Below are 14,525 nucleotides of genomic sequence, written 5' to 3' on the forward strand. Positions count from 1 at the left end.
CGCGCCAGATCACCTCCGCGTCCCGGCCGCGGCCGCTCACGCGCGGGCCACGGCGAGCAGGTGCGCGCTCGCACCGAGCACCGCCGGGTCGCGTTCGAACACCTCGGCGCAGGCCACCGCGTCGGCGAAGAGCCGCTCGGCCGGGCCGGTGCCGAGCGCGTTCAGCACCGGCCAGAGCGGACCCTCCACCCCGTACAGGGCGGGCGCCGGCAGGCCGGCCGCGACGAACTCGTCCACCACCTGCTCCGGGCGGTGGAAGTAGGCCGTGGTGAACCCGGTCCGCGGGTCGTTCACCCCGGTGGCGTACGTCTCCCGCAGCAACTGGCGGTTCTGCTCGTCCAGCAATCCCTTCGCGGTCAGATCGATGAGCGCCGCGTTACGGCTGATCACCGCCGCGAGCACCGGACCGCCGGGTCGGGTCAGCCGGGCCGCCTCGCGCAGTGCGGCCACCCGGTCGGCCCGGTCGGTCAGGTGGTAGAGCGGGCCGAGCAGCAGGGTCGCGTCGGCCGAGCCGTCGGGCAGCGGCAGTTCCCGGGCGTCGCCCACGGTCGCGGTGATCCCCGGGTGGGCCGCCCGGGCCGCCTCCACGTGCGCCGGCACCAGGTCGACCAGGTGCACCCGGTGCCCGGCCGTGGCGAGCCAGCCCGCGTACGCGCCGGGCCCGCCGCCGATGTCCAGCACATCGGCCGGCGGGGCGGGCAGCAGCCGGACGAGCAGGTCCCGGGTCCGGCGCGCCTCCAGCCGTCCCTCCGGCGACCGGTCCAGCCGGTCCGCCTCGGCGAACACCTCGGTGTAGTAGCGCCGGATGTCCGGCTCGGCGGGTCGATGCTGCGGCATCCGTCGATGGTGGATGCTCCGTCCCGGCCCGTCACCCGATTTACGGTGCGAGCCGCTGACGCGGCGGGACGGTGGGTGGCGGATCGGCGGGGGACACCGGTTCCGGCCCGGCGTGCGCGGCTGTCCTAACCTCGCTGCCATGTCGAGCAGCACAGGCGGTCGCCGCCGGTCGGAGGATCTGGTCGCACGGGCACGCGAGGAGATGACGGCCGGACCGGAGCACCCGGACGCCACCACCGGGGCGGACCCCCAGCCGGTCCGCGACGCCGAGCCCGTCCCGCCGCCCGCCGGCACCGCCCGGTTCGGTCCTCTCGCGCTGCTCGTGCCTGCCGGCATCATCGCCTTCGTGGCGCTGCGCGTCGTGTTCGGCGACGCCCTGCGGGCCCGGATCGACGAGAGCGCCTGCGCCTGGACCGGCTGTACCGGCACCGGCATGGCCGCCGTCGGCTGGCTGCTGATCACCCTCCCGGTGCTGTGGGTGGTGGTGGCCGTCGTGCTGTGGGCGCGGCTCAGCGCGCCGGCCCGGGCGGGCGCCGTGCTGCTCGGTCTGGCGTTCCTGCAGGTCGCCTGGGTGCACGTGCCCGGCCGGCGATCAGCCCTGGACCTGCTCCTCGACGGGCCGGCGGCCGGAGCCATGGCCACCGGGGTCCGCTGGGGCGGGGTCGGCGCCGGCCTGGCCGTGGTCGCCGTCCTCGTCCGGACCGTCCGGGCCGACGGCGGGCGGCGGCCGGCTCGCGGACCCGTCGGGCCCGCCCTCGTCGCCGTGGCCCTGCTCGGCACCCTCGCGGTGGCGCTGGTCCGCGCCGAGGCGCCGCCGGTGACCGTGGCCGAGGCGATGCCGGAGCGCACGTTCGAGGCGGCGGGGGATACCCTGCGCCGGACCGGCGGGAGGGACCTGCGCGGCTGCGCCGGCGTGCTCGCCGGCGACGTGCTCGACGGCTGTGTGCGGACGGTCCGGGTCACCTACACCACCGACGACAGCGACGCCGTCGTCCACCTGGCGGCGGTGCTCTACCCCGCCGAGCGGGCCGCCCGGGACCGGCGCGGCCGGCTTCCCCGCAGCGCCGCCCAGCTCGGGATCCCCGCCGGCGAGGCCATCACGGTCAGCTCGACGACCGGAAGCTGGGTGCTGCTCAGCAGCGTCGGGCACGCCGACGGGCGGAGCATCGCCGACGCCGAGCGCGGCTACCTGCTCTGGGCGGCCAAGCAGGTGGCGTACCGGTTCATCGGCCGGCAGGTGGGACTGCTCGTCGACCCCTCGGCCGGCGACGGCGTCGGCCCGCGTACGCCCTGACCGTCCCGCCGCCTCACCCGCTACCCGGCGGGCGCCTCGTCGGCGCGCCGGCGCAGCCACTCCAGCGCCGGCCCGGCGTGGCGCAGCACCGAGATGTGCCCGTCCTCCGGGTAGCGGCGCAGCTCGGCGGTGGGACAACGCCCGGCCACCCACTCGGCGTGGGCCACCGGCGCGACCCCGTCCCGTTCGCCGTGCAGCAGCAGCACCGGCGGCGCCACGTCGGCCGGGTCGAAGCCCCACGGATGCACGTACGCGAGGTCGTCGTCGATCAGCCCGCCCGGGCCGGCCCGCACGGCCGGCCCCACCACACTGTCGAACCAGGACCACTCGCCGTGCAGCGCCGCCAGGTCGGCCGGGGTGAACTCCGGGTCGTACGCGACACCCGACGCCTCGTGCGCCTCCTTGGCCGCCCGTCCCGCGGCGGCCGCCCGCAGCGACGCCACCCCGGCGGGCACCATGCCGGCGAACCAGTCCAGCCCGGCCGCGCCGTAGGGAGCCAGGCCGGCACCGACCACCACCGCGACCACCCGGTCCGGCCGGAGCGCCCCGCAGGCCAGGGCGTGCGGACCCCCGCCCGAGTGGCCCATCACCGCGAACCGGTCGAGGCCCAGCGCGTCGGCCACCGCGGCGACGTCGGCGGCCGCGGAGGCGACGTCGCGCCCCGGCAGCGGGGTCGACCCGCCGTAGCCGGGGCGGTCGTGGGAGACCCAGCGGAGGCCGAGCCGATCGGCCGCCTCGAACAGCGGCGCGGGCGGCGCACCGACGTTCGGCGTGCCGTGGTGCCAGAACACGGGGAGCCGGTCCCGCCCGCCGGTGTCGTAGACATGCAGGGTGCGGCCGTCAACCAGGCGGAGATCCGTCTCGGTCACCATAGGCGGAGGCTACGTCGGCTCCGTGCCCGCCGCCGACCGGCCGGAACCGCGCGGCCGCCGATACGGTCGGGGTGTGACCGAGTCCGCCCACCTGACCGAGACCCGGGCCGCGTACGACACCGTCGCCGCCGACTACGCCGCGCTGGTCAGCGCCACACTGCCCGAGCTGCCGCTGGACCGGGCGCTGCTCGGTGCCTTCGCCGAACTGGCCCGCGCCGCCGGCGGGCCGGTGGCGGACCTCGGCTGCGGCCCGGGCCACGTCACCGCCCACCTGGCGACCCTGGGCGTCGACGCCTTCGGCGTCGACCTGTCGCCGCGGATGGCCGAACTGGCCCGGCGGGCGTACCCGGATCTGCGCTTCGAGGTCGGCTCGATGACCGCGCTGGACCTGCCCGACGGGCGGCTCGGCGGGGTGCTCAGCTGGTGGTCCATCGTGCATACGCCGCGCGAGCTGCTGCCCCGGGTGATGGCCGAGGTCCACCGGGTGCTCGCCCCCGGCGGCCACGCGCTGCTCGGCTTCCACGGTGGTGACGACGAGCACGTCCGGCGCGACCGGGCCTACGGCCACCCGGTGTCGCTCGATGTGCACTTCGCCCGGCCGGAGGGGATCGCCGCGCTGCTCGCGGCGGCGGGTCTACCGGTGACCGCGACGATGTGGCAGGCGCCGGGCGAGGGGCAGCGACGCCCGGCGGCGTACCTGTTCGCCCGCAAGCCCTGACTGTGTTCCAGGTCACAAACCCTGTCCGGCTGGGCTGTCGAATCGGTTGCTCGCCGGCCGTCGGCAGGGTGGAAGCCGGCGCGGGGCCGGTCCCGGAGAAGGAGGCACCACCATGCGACTCACCATCACCACGTTCCTGACCCTGGACGGCGTCATGCAGGCGCCCGGCGGGCAGGAGGAGGACCGCACCGGCGGGTTCGACCTGGGCGGCTGGCTGCCGCCGCACTTCGACGAGACGGTCGGCGCGTGGATGGGGGAGACCTTCGAGCGGGCCGAGGCGCTGCTGCTCGGCCGCCGCACCTACGACATCATGGCCGCCTACTGGCCGCACGTCACCGACCCGGCGCAGGGCGGACCGGACAACCCGCTCAACCGGCTGCCGAAGTACGTCGCCACCACCCGGAACGACGAGCTGACCTGGTCGGGATCCCACCGCCTCGGCGGCGACCTGGCCGCCGCGGTCACCGAGCTCAAGAACCGCCCCGGCGGCGAACTCCAGGTGCACGGCAGCGGCGCGCTCGCCCGGTCGCTGATGCGGGAGGGGCTCATCGACACGTACCAGCTGCTGGTCTTCCCGGTGGTGCTGGGGCGCGGGCAGCGACTCTTCGCCGACGGCGTGCCCCCGGCGGGCCTGCGCCTGACCGGCACCCGCACCTCCGGCACCGGGGTGACCATGCTGACCTACGACAGCACCGGCGCGCCGACCTTCGGCAACGTCTGACCGCGCGGCGCGATCGTGGGCGGTGACCGGAAACGCGACGCCCAGAGCATGCGCCCGCCCCACGCGCAGTCGCGCCGGCGGACGCGCCGCTACGGTGACGACGTGGAGGACGACGCGCGCGTGGTCGAGGTGGTGCCCTACGACCCGGCCTGGCCGGAGCTGTTCGAGGCGGAACGGCGGCTGTTGTCGAAGGCGCTGCCCGAGGCGCTGAGCGTCGAGCACATCGGATCCACGAGTGTCCCCGGCCTGGCGGCCAAGGCCGTCATCGACATCATGGTGGTGGTGCCGGAGGTGGGCGCTGTCCTCGCCGACCTCCGGCCGCTCGAACAGCTCGGGTACGTCTACCGCCCGTGGGTCTTCCCCGAGGACCGCGATCACCTGTTCTTCCCGAAGGACACCGCCGGGAAACGGAGCCACCACCTGCATGTCTTCGGCGTCCGGTCGCCGGTGCCGGGAGAGAACCGGATCTTCCGCGCCCACCTCGAGGCCAACCCGGCCGCCGCGCGCCGGTACGAGGCGGCGAAGAGGCGCGCGGCCGACCTGCATCCGCACAGCCGGGCCCGGTACGGCGCCGCGAAAGAGGAGACGATGGCGCAGTTGTCGGCTGAGGCCCGCACGTGGAGCGATTCAGCGCGGCGGCAGTCGCCGTCGTGACGGCCGAAGCAGCGGGGGCCTTTCGCCGGACGGCGATCGAGCGATCCGATCAGCGGATCTCCTGGGAACGGACGGACCAGGCCTTCTTCGCCGCCGGAGCGTGTCACATCCTGGCCTGGGTCTGCCGGGAGTCCCATCCCGACCGGCTCATCGAGATAGCCGGGGTGCGCATGGCGGGAGACTGGCAGGTCTTCCACGTCTACGCGCTCTGGGACGGCTGGGCGTTCGACCACTCGGGCTGGAATCCCGAGCCGCGACTGATGGCGGTGAACACGGCCTTCGAGGGCCGCCCGCTGGAGCGCATCACGATCACCGAAGGCCTCGCGCAGTTCTGCGCGACCCACCACTCCCGCATGCCCGACCAGTACTGGCGGGACCCGCTCCCACGCGCCCGCGACTACGTGAGCCGATACACCCCACCCTGGACGAGCTACCGGCCATCGACCTGAAGGTGGTGCGCCCGGCAGGATTCGAACCTGCGGCCTTGGGATTAGAAGTCCCCTGCTCTATCCGCTGAGCTACGGGCGCGCGTCGACGGTGTCGCGCCAAGAGGGTACCGCCGACCCTCGGCTCGCCGGGGGAACGGGTGGTAGCGGCCACGTCGCCGCTCACCGTCCTACGCCGGGCCGCGGCGGGCATCCCGGATTTCCGGGTCACGGCCCACCCGCGGCGGGCGGGTCCGTACCCTCGGCGTCGTGCTGCTCGACCAGGAAACCGAGAACGAGATCGCGTACGAGCTGTGCCAGCTCCTCGGCCGCGCCATCCTGCCCGTGAGCGGGTCGGAGGGGCCCGGTGCGCCGGGTACGACCTTCGGGACCGCCTTCTTCTACGCCGAGCTGGTCGGCGCGACCGACGACGGTGAGGTGGTGCAGGAGTGGCTGCTCACGGCCGCCGCGACCACGCGGACCCCGTACGGGGAGATCGGGCTGCGGCCGAGCGTCACCGAGCCGGCGGGGGCGGCCGCGGAGCCGATCGAGCTGCCCAATTTCGCCTACCGGTGGCTGCACCTGCCGGAGATCGGCCTGGCCGCCATGCCCACGGGCGGGCTGCACGGGCACGCCGAGGACGAGGGCTGGCGCTGGCGTACCCAGCAGGTGACCGACGCGGTCGCCGCGCCGGCCGGCACGGTCGCCCGGCTCGGCGCGGAACCCGGCTCGGCGTTCGTGCTGGCGCTCGGCGTCGGTGACGACGGGTCGCGGCCGCTGGAGGCGGTGATCGAACGGGTGGCCCGGGCCGGCGACGGGGTGCGGGTCACCACCGAGCTGCCGTCCGGGTACGTGGGCGCGCCCGTGTTCGGCGTCGAGGCGCTCGACGGGGAGCTGTCGCTGCGCTGCCTGGGCCTGCTGCTGCCGGCGGACGGCGGCGGCCACCCGGTCGCGACGTTCGACCGGATCCGGTCGGCGCTGGCCGCGGCGACCGCCGGTTACCGCTGACCGGCCCGGCTCATCCCTCGGCGGTCGCGCCGGCCGTCTCGTCGGCCGGCCGCCGCGGGGCCGGCGCGGTCGGCCCCGCGCCGAGGAAGCCCTCCGCCCAGCGCCCGACCTCCGTGAAGACCTTTTCGCGTACGGCCGGGCCGGACAGGGTCAGGTCGTGCAGCCCGCCGTCGAAGCGGGCCAGGGTGACGTGCCGGCCGAGCCGGGGCGCCCAGCGCACCATGTGCTCGACGTCGAGCACCGCGTCGGCGAGGGTTGCCGACTCGTGCCACTTCGTGCCCCGGTAGCTGCGGGTGGAGCAGGCCAGCAGCACCGGCACCGGGATGTCCAGGCCGGCCCGGAGCTGGCGTTGACCGGCGCGGATCGCGTTGATCCAGCCGGCGCGCACCGGGAACCCGGCGAGCGGCTTCCACGCCAGGTCGTACCGCCACTCGCCGCGGTGGTCCGCGTGCAGGCTCTCGCCGTACACGGTGCCCAGCCCGAACGGGAGGATGCGCTGCGGCGCCCGGCGGCCCAGCCGGGAGACGGCGGCCGCGAGGGGTCGACGGACCAGCCAGGGCGCGTTGATGTCGAAGAAGGGGCTGTTCAGGACGATCCCGTCGACCAGGCCGGCCTCGCGGCGGGCGTGCGCCCAGAGCGAGATGATCAGGCCGCCGGTGGAGTGGCCCATGGCGAGCAGGGTGTCGTGCCCCTCGTCCTCGCGGATGATCTTCGCGGCGGCGTCCAGCTCGGGGAAGTAGTCGCTCAGGTCGCGGCAGAAGTTCGGGGTCTGGTGCGGTTGCAGGCTGCGGCCGTACTTGCGCAGGTCGAGCGCGTAGAAGTCCCAGCCGCGCTCGGCGAAGAAGTCGGCGACGTGGGTCTGGAAGAAGTAGTCGACGAAGCCGTGCACGTAGAGGACGGCCCGGCCGGTGGGGCGCTCCGCCCGCCGGCGGACCAGGGTGGCGACGACCGGTCCCTCGTCGTCGGTGCCCAGGTCGATCGTCTGCCGCTCGTACGGCGGTCCCAGCACGTCGGGTTCCACGACCGCGACGGTACGCCGCCAAGCTACCCGGCGGTAGCCCCCGCCCCCGCCCGCCGGCATCCGGTGCGGGCGGGGGCGGGGGTGGGTCTCAGGCGGTCTCCGCGTCGGCCCGCTCGGCGGCCTGCGCCGGGACGCTCTCGGGCTGGTCCGTCTCGCGCAGGTGCTTGTTGTGGCGCGGCTCCTGCCGGGTCTTCGCGTCGTTGAGCCGGCGGCGCAGGTCGTCCCGGACGTCGTTGAGCGCGGCGTGCAGGTCCTCCTCGCCGGAGGTGGTGACGATCTTCTGCCGGCCCGCGACCCAGCACTCCAGGGTGACCTTCTGGCCCTTGGCGTTCCGGTCCTTGACCGACACCTCCAGCTCGGTGGCATCGGCGTGGAACCCGGCGAGCCGGGCGTCGAGGGTCGCGAACTGCTCCGCGATCCAGTTGCGGTCGCCCTGGGAGAATCCGGCGCCCACCCGCAGGCACTCGGCCACGGTCGCGGGGTTCGCCACGGCGCTCATCGCCGGGCCTCGCAGACGTCTCGGAGAAGCATCGGCGCTCCCTTTCTCTCGGTTGATCAAGTTCTTACCCAATCCGGGCAGGTCCGGAACCCGGCCTGCTGATCATGTTCTTCCGCAGGTCAGGGCCACCGGGCCGCCGGTCCTAGCAGACCGGGACCGTGATCAGGTGGTTGTCCACAGCCGGTCCGGTCGTCCACAGCCCGGCCCGGGACGGCTGGCTCCCGGGCGCTCGCCGGCCGAGGCTCGGCCCCACAAGCCGAGTTCCCCTGGGAGGGGCGATGTTCGATACGTACGTCACGATCGTCGGCAACGTGCTGACCGCGCCGGAGTGGCGCCGGACCACCCAGAGCAACACCCTGGTGGCCAACTTCAAGGTCGCCTCGACCGCCCGCCGCCTCGACCGCGAGAGCGGCCGCTGGGTCGACGGCAACAGCCTCCGGGTGCGGGTGAACTGCTGGCGGAGGCTGGCCGAGGGGGTGGCCGCCTCGGTGGCGGTCGGCGACCCCGTGGTGGTGGCGGGGCGCCTCTACACCCGCGACTGGACCGACGACGCCGGCAACCACCGCACCCTCTACGAGCTGGAGGCGGTCGCCGTGGGGCACGACCTGTCCCGGGGCCGCGCCCGGTTCCTCCGCAACCGGCCGGGCATGACGACCAGCACCGTCGAGGACGCCGAGGCGGAGAGCCGGGTGCACGGCGAGGCCACCGAGCCGGTGCCGGCCGCGCAGGCCCCGGCGTCGCTCGACGACCGGCCGTTCGACGACGAGTTCCCGCCGCCCGAGTTCAGCGTCTCCCGTGTCGGGCTCTCCGCCCGGGCGGACGCGTCGCCGGGCGACCTCGACGAGCTGGCCGACCCGTTCGACGAGCGGCCCGACGGCCCGGCCGCCGAGCCGGACGAGCTGGGCGCCGACCCGGACGAGCTGGGCGCCGACCCGGACGAGTTGGCCGCCGAGCCGGACGACGACGAGCGGGGCGCGGAGCCGGTCCCCGGAACGCGGGGCGCCGGGCCGGCCGCCGGCGAGCCGGATCCGGCCGCTGCGAGTGCGGGAGTCACCGGGACCGGCCGTGGCCGGCGGGGCCGGGGGCGGACCCCGGTGCCCGCCTGAGCAGCCCCGGATCGTGCAACGGGGGAGCGGGGTGGCGACGCCGGCGTGGCCACCCCGCCGTACGACTAGGCTGGCCGGCCGGAGGTGGTGACGGGTGCGGCAGGCGACCGCCATGGCGAACGCGGCGGGACTGGTGGCGGGCTACGCCCTGGACTCGCTGCTCGGCGATCCCCGACGGTGGCACCCGGTCGCCGGCTTCGGCCGGGCGGCCGGCGCCCTGGAACGACGGATGTACCGACCCGAGCGATCGGCCGGCGCGGCGTTCGCCGCGCTCGCGGTCGGTGCGCCGGTGCTGCTCGGGGCGGCCGCCGGCCTCGCCACCCGGCGGCACCCGGTGGCCCGGGCCGCGCTGGTGGCCGCCGGTACCTGGACGGTGCTCGGCGGGCGCACCCTGCGGCACGAGTCGCGGCTCATGGCCCGGGCGCTGCAGGCGGGTGACCTGCCCGCCGCCCGCGGCCGGCTCAACCACCTCTGCGGGCGGGACCCGTCGGCGCTGGACGAGCCGGAACTGGCCCGGGCCACCGTCGAGTCGGTCGCCGAGAACACCTCCGACGCCGTGGTCGCCCCGCTGGTCTGGGGCGCCGTCGCCGGGCTGCCCGGCCTGCTCGGCTACCGGGCGGCGAACACCCTCGACGCCATGGTGGGCCACCGCTCGACGCGCTACGCCCGCTTCGGCACCCCGGCCGCCCGCCTCGACGATCTGCTCAACCTGGCGCCCGCCCGGCTGACCGGGCTGCTCACCGTCGCCGTGGCGCCGACCGCGCACGGGGACCGTGCCACCGCCTGGCGGGTCTGGCGACGGGACCGCAACGACCACCCGAGCCCCAACGCGGGCCAGTGCGAGGCGGCCATGGCCGGTGCGCTCGGCGTCCGGCTCGGCGGGCGCAACGTCTACTTCGGACGCGAGGAGACCCGGCCGTTCCTCGGTGACGGGCCCCGGCCCGAGGCGCGGCACCTGAAGCGGGCCGCCCGGATCTCCGGTGCGGTAGGCCTGGCCGCGCTCGGCCTCGCGGCGGCGTACCCGGTGACCGTCGGTCGCCTCGTCGGCGCGACCGGCCGCGCCGCGCTGCGCGCGCTCACCGCGGCGCGACCGGGGAGCGAACGGTGAGCGGCGGGCTGCTGGTCGCCGGGACCACCTCCGACGCCGGCAAGAGCGTGCTCACCGCCGGCATCTGCCGCTGGCTGCGCCGCCGGGGTGTGTCGGTCGCCCCGTTCAAGGCGCAGAACATGTCCAACAACTCGGCCGTGGTGGTCGGGCCGGACGGGCGCGGCGGCGAGATCGGCCGCGCCCAGGCCATGCAGGCCGCCGCCTGCGGGCTCGCGCCGGACCTGCGCTTCAACCCGGTGCTGCTGAAGCCGGGCAGCGACCACGCCAGCCAGGTGGTGCTGCTCGGCGAGGCGGTCGACACGGTCACCGCCGGCAACTACCGGGAGCTGCGTCCCCGGCTCGCCGAGACGGCCTACGCGGCCCTCGCCGGGCTGCGGGCCGAGTACGACGTGGTGATCTGCGAGGGCGCGGGCAGCCCGGCCGAGATCAACCTGCGGGCCGGCGACTACGTGAACATGGGGCTGGCCCGGCACGCCGGCCTGCCGGCCGTCGTGGTCGGCGACATCGACCGGGGCGGGGTGTTCGCCTCGATGTTCGGCACGGTCGCGCTGCTCGACCCGGCCGACCAGGCCCTCGTGGCCGGCTTCGTGATCAACAAGTTCCGGGGCGATCTCGGGCTGCTCCGGCCGGGGCTGGACATGCTGCACCGGGTCACCGGCCGCCCCACCCTCGGCGTGCTGCCCTGGGCGCTCGACCTCTGGCTCGACGCGGAGGACTCGCTCGCGTACGGGCGGGTGCTCGGCCGGCCGGCGGCGCCAAGGGGCACCGATTGGCTCGACGTGGCGGTGGTCCGGCTGCCCCGGATCAGCAACGCCACCGACGTCGAGGCGCTGGCCACCGAGCCGGGCGTCCGGGTGCGGCTCACCATCGAGCCGGCCGAGCTGGCCGCCGCCGACCTGGTGGTGCTGCCCGGCTCCAAGTCGACAGTGGCCGACCTGGCCTGGCTGCGGGAGACCGGCCTGGCCGACGCCGTCCTGGCGCACGCCGCCGCGGGGCGGCCGCTGCTCGGCATCTGCGGCGGCTTCCAGATGCTGTCCCGGGCCATCCACGACCCGGTGGAGAGCCGCCAGGGCAGCGTGCCCGGCCTGGGGCTGCTCCCCGTCGAGATCACCTTCGATCCGCGCAAGACGGTCCGGCGTGCCGCCGGCACCGCCGCCGGGGACGTGCCGGTCCACGGCTACGAGATCCACCACGGCCAGGTCTCGGCCGCCGACCCGGGCCTGCCGCCGCTGCTCCGCTACGCCGACGGCGCCGGCGAGGGAGCCCGGCTGGGTCCGGTCCACGGCACCCACTGGCACGGCGCCTTCGAGTCCGACGCCTTCCGGCGCCGCTTCCTCACCGAGGTCGCCGCGCTGGCCGGGCGGACCGGGTTCAAGGTCGCACCGGACACCTCGTTCGCGGCCGCCCGGGAGCGGACCCTGGACCTGCTCGGCGACCTGGTCGAGGAGCACCTCGACACCGACGCGCTGTGGCGGCTCATCGAGTCCGGCCCGCCCGCGGATCTGCCGTTCATCCCACCCGGCGCGCCGACCGCCTGAGGGCCGGTGCGCGCCGACCGCCTGAGCGCCGGTGCGCGCCGACCGCCTGAGCGCCGGTGCGCGCCGACCGCCTGTGCGCGCCGACCGCCTGTGCGCGCCGATCGCCGGTCAGTAGCGGACGTCGGCGGGGCGGTCGGACATCGGCAGGCCCGCCTCCTGCCAGCCCTGCACGCCGCCGATCATGTCGGTGGCATGGCGCAGGCCGAGCGCCTGGAGGCCGGCGGCCGCCAGGCTGGAGCTGTAGCCCTGCCGGCACACCACCACGATCTGCCGGTCGTAGCTGGTCGACTCGGGGATGCGCCAGGCGCTGGCCGGATCCAGCCGCCACTCCAGCACGGTCCGGTCGATGACGATCGCCCCGGGCAGCTCGCCCTGCTCGCGGCGCTGCGCCTCGCTGCGCGTGTCGACCAGCAGCGCCCCGGCGCGGACCGCCTCGACGGTGTCGTGCGGGGTGAGTCGGTGGAGGCCGGCGCGGGCCTGTTCGAGGAGGGCGTCGACGCCCGGACTCATCACGTCATGGAGCACCTCCCGATGATGCCCACGGCGGAGCGGGCCCGCCCGGTGAACGGCCTGCTGGTGCCGCAGGATCCAGCGGACGGGGGACGGCTAACGTCGGCCGGGTGACGGTGGCGGTGGTCGAGGCGTACGCCGGGTTGGCCCGCCGGGTGCTGGCCGGGCCGGCGCGGTTGGGGCGTACCCGCCTGGTGGCGGTCGACGGGCCGAGCGGCGCGGGCAAGAGCGTGTTCGCGACGCGCCTCGCGGACGCCGTCGCGGCGCTGCCCGGCGGCGCCCGGCCGCCGGTGGTCCGCACCGACGACCTGCTCGACGGCTGGGACGACCAGCTCACCTTCTGGCCCCGGCTGGAGCAGTGGGTGCTCGGTCCGGTCCGGGCCGGCCGGCCGGGGGCCTACCGCCGGTACAGCTGGGTGCGCCGGTGCTTCCTGGACCGGCCGGTGCCGGTGCCGGCCGGGCCGGTGCTGATCGTCGAGGGGGTGAGCGCCGCGCGGGCGGCGATCCGGCCGGAGCTGACCCTGTCGGTCCTCGTCACCGCGCCGGCCGGGTTGCGGCTGTCCCGGGCGCTCGCCCGCGACGGCGCGGAGATCCTGCCCGAGCTGCGCCGCTGGCACGCCGGGGAGCGGGCGCACTTCGCCGCGGACGGCACGGAGGCCGCGGTGGACCTGGTGGTCGACGGCGCCCCCGACCTGCCGCACGACGCGGACCGCTACTACGTCCGCCGGCCCGCGGGGACGGGCTCGGACGGCGGGGTCCGGTAAGGCCGGCATACGATTCCGGTCATGACCACTCCGATCCTCTCCGAGTCCGAGGTGCGGGCCGCCGTCGAGCGGGAACTGCCCGGCGTCCGTGCCGACCTCGAGCGACTCGTCCGCATCCCGGGCATCGCCTTCGCGGGCTTCGACCACTCGCACGTGGAGCGTTCCGCCGAGGCGGTGGCGGAGCTGCTGCGCGGCTGCGGCCTCGACACGAAGATCGTGCGTTCCGGCGGCCAGCCGGCGGTGATCGGGACGAAGCCGGCCCCGCCCGGCGCGCCCACCGTCCTCCTGTACGCCCACCACGACGTCCAGCCGGTCGGTGACCTCTCGCTCTGGGAGTCCGACCCGTTCGAGCCGGTGGAGCGGGACGGCCGCCTCTACGGCCGCGGCGCCGCCGACGACAAGGCCGGCATCATGGCGCACGTCGCGGCGCTGCGCGCGTTCGGCGACCGGCTTCCGGTCGGCGTGGTCCTCTTCATCGAGGGCGAGGAGGAGTACGGCTCGGACTCGCTGGAGCGGCTGCTGGCCGAGCACCGCGACGAGCTGGCCTCGGACGTCATCGTGATCGCCGACTCCGGCAACTGGGACATCGGGGTGCCCGCGCTGACCACCTCGCTGCGCGGCATCGTCAACTGCTTCGTCGAGGTGCGCACCCTCGACCACGCGGTGCACAGCGGCATGTTCGGCGGCGCCGTGCCGGACGCGCTCACCGCCCTGGTGAAGCTGCTCGGCACGCTGCACGACGACGCCGGGAACGTGACCGTCGAGGGGCTGGTGGGCCGGGAGGGCGCCACCGTCGACTACCCGGAGGACCGGTTCCGCGCGGAGGCCGGGCTGATCGAGGGCGCGCAGCTCTTCGGCAGCGGCCGGATCACCGACCGGCTCTGGACCAAGCCCGCCCTGGCCATCCTCGGTGTCGACGCCCCGGCCACCGGGGAGGCGCCGAACGCGCTGGTCCCGGCCGCCAAGGCCAAGCTGAGCGTGCGGCTGGCGCCGGGCGACGACCCGAAGCAGGCGTACGCGGCGCTGACCGCGCACCTGGAGAAGCACGCGCCGTGGGGCGCCCGGGTGACGGTGACCTTCGAGCACGACGGCGCGCCCTGTGTCATCGACGCCACCGGGCCGATGTTCGAGGCGGCGCGCGCGGCGTTCCGGGGCGCCTGGGACGGCACCGACCCGGTCGACATCGGCGTGGGCGGGTCGATCCCCTTCATCGCCACCTTCCAGGAGATGTTCCCCGGCGCGGCGATCCTGGTGACCGGTGTGGAGGACCCGCACGCCCGGGCGCACGGGCCGAACGAGAGCCTGCACCTGGGCGAGTTCGCCCGGGTCTGCGTGGCCGAGGCGCTGCTGCTCGCGAAGGTCGCCGAGGCGGCCGCGAACCGCTCCTGAGGCGTCGAAACCGTAACTTCGGGGTCGATGTCGGAGTTTGCGGTGTGTCGGGCGGCGGGGT

At 75.7% G+C, this 14,525-nt stretch carries 15 protein-coding genes, 1 tRNA gene and 1 pseudogene; 11 read left to right on the forward strand and 6 right to left on the reverse strand.

All coding sequences use genetic code 11. The features are described 5' to 3' along the window. Window positions 1–36: 36 nt before the first annotated feature. Window positions 37–837 carry a class I SAM-dependent methyltransferase gene (locus ACZ6PY_RS27890; RefSeq protein ID WP_466077394.1) on the reverse strand — a complete coding sequence of 267 codons (801 nt, stop codon included), beginning with the start codon at window positions 835–837 and terminating at the stop codon, window positions 37–39. A 139-nt stretch (window positions 838–976) separates the two neighbouring features. Between ACZ6PY_RS27890 and ACZ6PY_RS27895 the strand changes: the two genes are divergently transcribed. Next, window positions 977–2,131 carry a hypothetical protein gene (locus tag ACZ6PY_RS27895; protein ID WP_466077397.1) on the forward strand — a complete coding sequence of 385 codons (1,155 nt, stop codon included), beginning with the start codon at window positions 977–979 and terminating at the stop codon, window positions 2,129–2,131. 20 nt (window positions 2,132–2,151) lie between these two features. Here the strand turns inward: ACZ6PY_RS27895 and ACZ6PY_RS27900 are convergent, their stop codons facing one another. Then, entirely contained in the window at window positions 2,152–3,003 is an 852-nt protein-coding gene (locus tag ACZ6PY_RS27900) for an alpha/beta fold hydrolase (protein ID WP_466077400.1), read from the reverse strand. 73 nt (window positions 3,004–3,076) lie between these two features. Here ACZ6PY_RS27900 and ACZ6PY_RS27905 point away from each other — a divergent pair, with 73 nt between their 5' ends. The 4 genes from ACZ6PY_RS27905 (at window position 3,077) to ACZ6PY_RS27920 (ending at window position 5,545) form a co-directional block, all read left to right on the forward strand. Then, window positions 3,077–3,721 carry a class I SAM-dependent methyltransferase gene (locus tag ACZ6PY_RS27905; protein WP_466077405.1) on the forward strand — a complete coding sequence of 215 codons (645 nt, stop codon included), beginning with the start codon at window positions 3,077–3,079 and terminating at the stop codon, window positions 3,719–3,721. Window positions 3,722–3,833: 112 nt separating this feature from the next. Then, the gene (locus tag ACZ6PY_RS27910; RefSeq protein WP_466077408.1) at window positions 3,834–4,442 is read left to right on the forward strand and encodes a dihydrofolate reductase family protein; all 609 of its coding nucleotides are present in this window, start codon (window positions 3,834–3,836) and stop codon (window positions 4,440–4,442) included. Between the two features lie 102 nt (window positions 4,443–4,544). After that, entirely contained in the window at window positions 4,545–5,096 is a 552-nt protein-coding gene (locus tag ACZ6PY_RS27915; RefSeq protein WP_466077411.1) for a GrpB family protein, read from the forward strand. Beyond that, window positions 5,060–5,545: a hypothetical protein gene (locus ACZ6PY_RS27920; protein ID WP_466077414.1), complete on the forward strand. Its 486-nt coding sequence runs from the start codon at window positions 5,060–5,062 to the stop codon at window positions 5,543–5,545. The genes ACZ6PY_RS27915 and ACZ6PY_RS27920 overlap by 37 nt, the downstream gene beginning before the upstream one ends. A gap of 3 nt (window positions 5,546–5,548) precedes the next feature. Here ACZ6PY_RS27920 and ACZ6PY_RS27925 read toward each other — a convergent pair. Further along, window positions 5,549–5,624, reverse strand: a tRNA-Arg gene (locus ACZ6PY_RS27925). Between the two features lie 167 nt (window positions 5,625–5,791). Here ACZ6PY_RS27925 and ACZ6PY_RS27930 point away from each other — a divergent pair. Then, complete coding sequence (locus tag ACZ6PY_RS27930) at window positions 5,792–6,529, forward strand: hypothetical protein (RefSeq protein WP_466077417.1); 738 nt, start codon at window positions 5,792–5,794, stop codon at window positions 6,527–6,529. A 10-nt stretch (window positions 6,530–6,539) separates the two neighbouring features. On the opposite strand, the gene ACZ6PY_RS27935 is transcribed toward ACZ6PY_RS27930, so the two are convergent. Then, window positions 6,540–7,550, reverse strand: coding sequence for an alpha/beta hydrolase (locus ACZ6PY_RS27935; RefSeq protein ID WP_466077420.1), 1,011 nt, complete (start codon window positions 7,548–7,550; stop codon window positions 6,540–6,542). An 88-nt stretch (window positions 7,551–7,638) separates the two neighbouring features. Next, entirely contained in the window at window positions 7,639–8,049 is a 411-nt protein-coding gene (locus ACZ6PY_RS27940) for an HPF/RaiA family ribosome-associated protein (RefSeq protein ID WP_466077423.1), read from the reverse strand. A 278-nt stretch (window positions 8,050–8,327) separates the two neighbouring features. On the opposite strand from ACZ6PY_RS27940, the gene ssb reads away from it, so the two are divergent. The 3 genes from ssb (at window position 8,328) to ACZ6PY_RS27955 (ending at window position 11,801) form a co-directional block, all read left to right on the forward strand. Further along, window positions 8,328–9,155 (forward strand): single-stranded DNA-binding protein, encoded by an 828-nt coding sequence (ssb, locus tag ACZ6PY_RS27945; protein WP_466077426.1) that lies wholly within the window; start codon window positions 8,328–8,330, stop codon window positions 9,153–9,155. A 94-nt stretch (window positions 9,156–9,249) separates the two neighbouring features. Continuing rightward, a complete protein-coding gene (locus ACZ6PY_RS27950; RefSeq protein ID WP_466077429.1) occupies window positions 9,250–10,263 on the forward strand; it encodes a cobalamin biosynthesis protein in 1,014 nt (337 codons plus the stop codon). Further along, window positions 10,260–11,801 (forward strand): cobyric acid synthase, encoded by a 1,542-nt coding sequence (locus ACZ6PY_RS27955; RefSeq protein WP_466077432.1) that lies wholly within the window; start codon window positions 10,260–10,262, stop codon window positions 11,799–11,801. Before ACZ6PY_RS27950 ends, ACZ6PY_RS27955 begins: the two co-directional genes overlap by 4 nt. A gap of 108 nt (window positions 11,802–11,909) precedes the next feature. On the opposite strand, the gene ACZ6PY_RS27960 is transcribed toward ACZ6PY_RS27955, so the two are convergent. Then, complete coding sequence (locus tag ACZ6PY_RS27960) at window positions 11,910–12,311, reverse strand: rhodanese-like domain-containing protein (RefSeq protein WP_466077577.1); 402 nt, start codon at window positions 12,309–12,311, stop codon at window positions 11,910–11,912. A gap of 24 nt (window positions 12,312–12,335) precedes the next feature. Here ACZ6PY_RS27960 and ACZ6PY_RS27965 point away from each other — a divergent pair. Further along, window positions 12,336–13,119: pseudogene (locus ACZ6PY_RS27965) on the forward strand (uridine kinase family protein); the annotation flags it as partial. Then, complete coding sequence (locus ACZ6PY_RS27970) at window positions 13,097–14,464, forward strand: M20/M25/M40 family metallo-hydrolase (RefSeq protein ID WP_466077435.1); 1,368 nt, start codon at window positions 13,097–13,099, stop codon at window positions 14,462–14,464. The pseudogene ACZ6PY_RS27965 and the gene ACZ6PY_RS27970, both read left to right, overlap by 23 nt. Window positions 14,465–14,525: the final 61 nt, after the last annotated feature.

Source organism: Micromonospora sp. NPDC048907, from assembly GCF_055586885.1.